General features: G+C 68.3%; 2 protein-coding genes and 2 pseudogenes. 3 read left to right on the top strand and 1 reads right to left on the bottom strand.

Annotated elements, in window-relative coordinates:
* On the bottom strand, positions 1-504 hold a 504-nt coding region (locus VFX99_RS07325; protein WP_329665644.1), incomplete at its 3' end, for a cytochrome c oxidase assembly protein.
* A 66-nt stretch (positions 505-570) separates the two neighbouring features.
* Here VFX99_RS07325 and VFX99_RS07320 point away from each other — a divergent pair.
* The 3 genes and pseudogenes from VFX99_RS07320 to VFX99_RS07310 all read left to right on the top strand — a co-directional run.
* On the top strand, positions 571-1,218 hold the full coding sequence (locus VFX99_RS07320; RefSeq protein WP_329665643.1) for a heme-copper oxidase subunit III: 648 nt from the start codon (positions 571-573) through the stop codon (positions 1,216-1,218).
* A gap of 54 nt (positions 1,219-1,272) precedes the next feature.
* A pseudogene (locus tag VFX99_RS07315) lies at positions 1,273-2,135 on the top strand (c-type cytochrome).
* Positions 2,132-2,559 (top strand): annotated as a pseudogene (locus tag VFX99_RS07310) (hypothetical protein); the annotation flags it as partial. The pseudogenes VFX99_RS07315 and VFX99_RS07310, both read left to right, overlap by 4 nt.

Raw genomic sequence — 2,559 nt, 5'->3', positions numbered from 1 at the left:
CGACGACGCCAGGCTCGCGTCGTACCACGCGGTGAAGTAGAGCGCCCACGGCGACAGGACGTAGAGGGCGAAGGTCAGCGGAGCGAAGGACAGGGCGCGAGCGAACCGGGAGTGCAGGACCGCGAGCAGCCACCGCCGGGGCCGCGCCGGCAGCGTGCGCAGCGCGAGCGTCACCGGCGCGCCGAGCGCGAGCGCCAGCGGCACGACCATCGACAGGAGCATGTGCTGCACCATGTGCACGCTCAGGAGCGTGGTGTCGTAGCGGCCGAGCCCCGACGACGTGGCGAAGAAGAAGGCACCCATCCCGAGCCCCACGAAGGCCAGGGTGCGGCCCACCGGCCAGTGGTCCCCCCGACGACGCAGCACGCCCACGCCCAGGGCGTACAACCCGATCGCCCAGACGGTCACGACGAAGGGGATCGGGTCGATTCCCCAGTCGGTGAGGACGCGTCCGAGCGTGAATCTGGGAAGGGTCTCGAGGTCGGCGGACAGAGGGAGCAGCACCCTGTGAACTTTATGACGTGACTACACAGGGGGTCGGGGTGCCCTCCCCCGCCTGAAGAGGCAATAATGGCGCGCGTGGCGACAGCAACTGCGATTCCGGCATCCCGACTGCACGGGCACCACGACCGACCCAGCATGGTCAGCGTGGGCACGATCATCTGGCTCTCGAGCGAGCTCATGTTCTTCGCCGCGCTGTTCGCGGCCTACTTCACGATCCGCGCGGTCAGTCCCGAGCTGTGGGCGCAGGAGACGGACAAGCTCAACGTCCCGTTCTCGACGGCCAACACCGCGATCCTCGTGGCCTCGTCGTTCGCCTGCCAGTGGGGCGTCTTCGCCGCCGAGCGTGGCCAGGTCGGGCGCACCGGCTCGGTGCTCAACTTCGCCAAGTGGGGCCTGCGTGAGTGGTTCATCCTCACCTACATCATGGGCGCCGTCTTCATCGGCGGCCAGGCGCTGGAGTACGCCGAGCTGATCCACGAGGGCGTCACCATCCCGAGCTCGGCCTACGGCTCGATGTTCTACCTGACCACCGGCTTCCACGGTCTCCACGTGACCGGCGGCTTGATCGCCTTCCTGTTCGTGCTGGGACGCACCTACCTGGCCAGACGCTTCACCCACGAGCAAGCCGTGACCGCGATCGTCGTGTCCTACTACTGGCACTTCGTCGACGTGGTCTGGATCGGTCTGTTCTTCACGATCTACGTCATCAAGTAAGCACCCCCAGCAATCATCACTGTCCGCTACCGCCAAGGACTCATCGTGCAGTTGATCAACCGAACCGCTGGTCGCCTCTCCCGGCATCGTCGGGGACCGCTTGCCGGCCTCGCCGTGCTGCTGCTGGGCCTCCTGATCAGCGGCTCCCTCTACACGGCGCTGGCCCCTGCGCAGGCCCAGAACCAGGCCAGCGAGACCGACCAGATCGCCCAGGGCAAGGAGCTCTTCCTCGCCAGCTGCGCCTTCTGCCACGGCAAGAACGGCGAGGGCATCCCCACCGTGCGCGACGGCTACCAGATCGGCCCGTCGCTGGTCGGTGTCGGCGCCGCGGCGGTCGACTTCCAGGTCGGCACCGGTCGCATGCCGATGGCGAGCCCGGGCGCGCAGGCGCCCCGCAAGAAGGTCGTCTTCACCGAGGAGGAGACCGCCGCCCTGGCGGCGTACGTCGCCTCGCTGGCGCCCGGCCCGGCCATCCCCGACGAGTCGGACTACTCCATCGAGGGTCTCTCCGAGGAGGAGCGCGAGGAGGCCATCTCCCGCGGCGGCCAGATCTTCCTCACCAACTGCACGGCGTGCCACAACTTCAACGGCGCCGGCGGCGCCATGCCGCGCGGTGGCTACGCCCCGAGCCTGCACGGCGTCGAGGGCAAGTACATCTACGAGGCCCTGCTGACCGGCCCGCAGGCCATGCCCAACTTCAGCAACGGCAACCTCACCCCCGAGGACAAGCGCGACGTCATCGCCTACCTCGACAGCATCCAGGAGACCCCGGAGTACGCCGGCTTCACGCTCGGCGGCCTGGGCCGGTCTCCGAGGGCTTGTTCGCGTGGTTGGTCGGCATAGGCTCCCTGGTGGGAGCCGCCGTGTGGATCGCCTCGCACACGACCCGGAGCAAGAAGAGCAAGGTGAACGCGTGAGCAACGACAGCGACCGCTTGGTCAACGCCCCCGACGGCACGCCCGAGCCCTACGGCGACCCGTCCGGCATGGCCGCTCCGGCGACGTACGACGAGTCCCACGTGCCCGTCCACCACGAGGCCGACCCGATCGCCGACCCGGGGCTGCCGCCGCACACGTGGCGCCCCACCGACGTCGACCCCAAGGCCGAGAAGCGCGCTGAGCGCCAGATCGCCGCGATGTTCGTCGCGGCCATGATCAGTGCCCTCCTCTTCGTGGTCGCGTACTTCTCCTTCGAGGTCGGTGACAACTGGGACACCTTCGCCGGCATGGGAGCCTCCACCGTCTCCCTCGGCGTGACGCTGGGACTGAGCCTGCTGTTCATCGGCATCGGGATCATCCACCTCACGCGCAAGCTGATGGACGACCACGAGCGCGTCGAAAT

This window comes from Microbacterium sp., assembly GCF_036277215.1.
Lineage (GTDB): Bacteria > Actinomycetota > Actinomycetes > Actinomycetales > Microbacteriaceae > Microbacterium.
This window is presented reverse-complemented; position numbering and strand designations above follow the sequence as displayed.

What these genes read in the sequence shown, in the direction of transcription:
- VFX99_RS07320 (WP_329665643.1), top strand. Translation starts at nt 571, where the DNA reads ATGGCGCGCGTGGCGACAGCAACTGCGATTCCGGCATCCCGACTGCAC.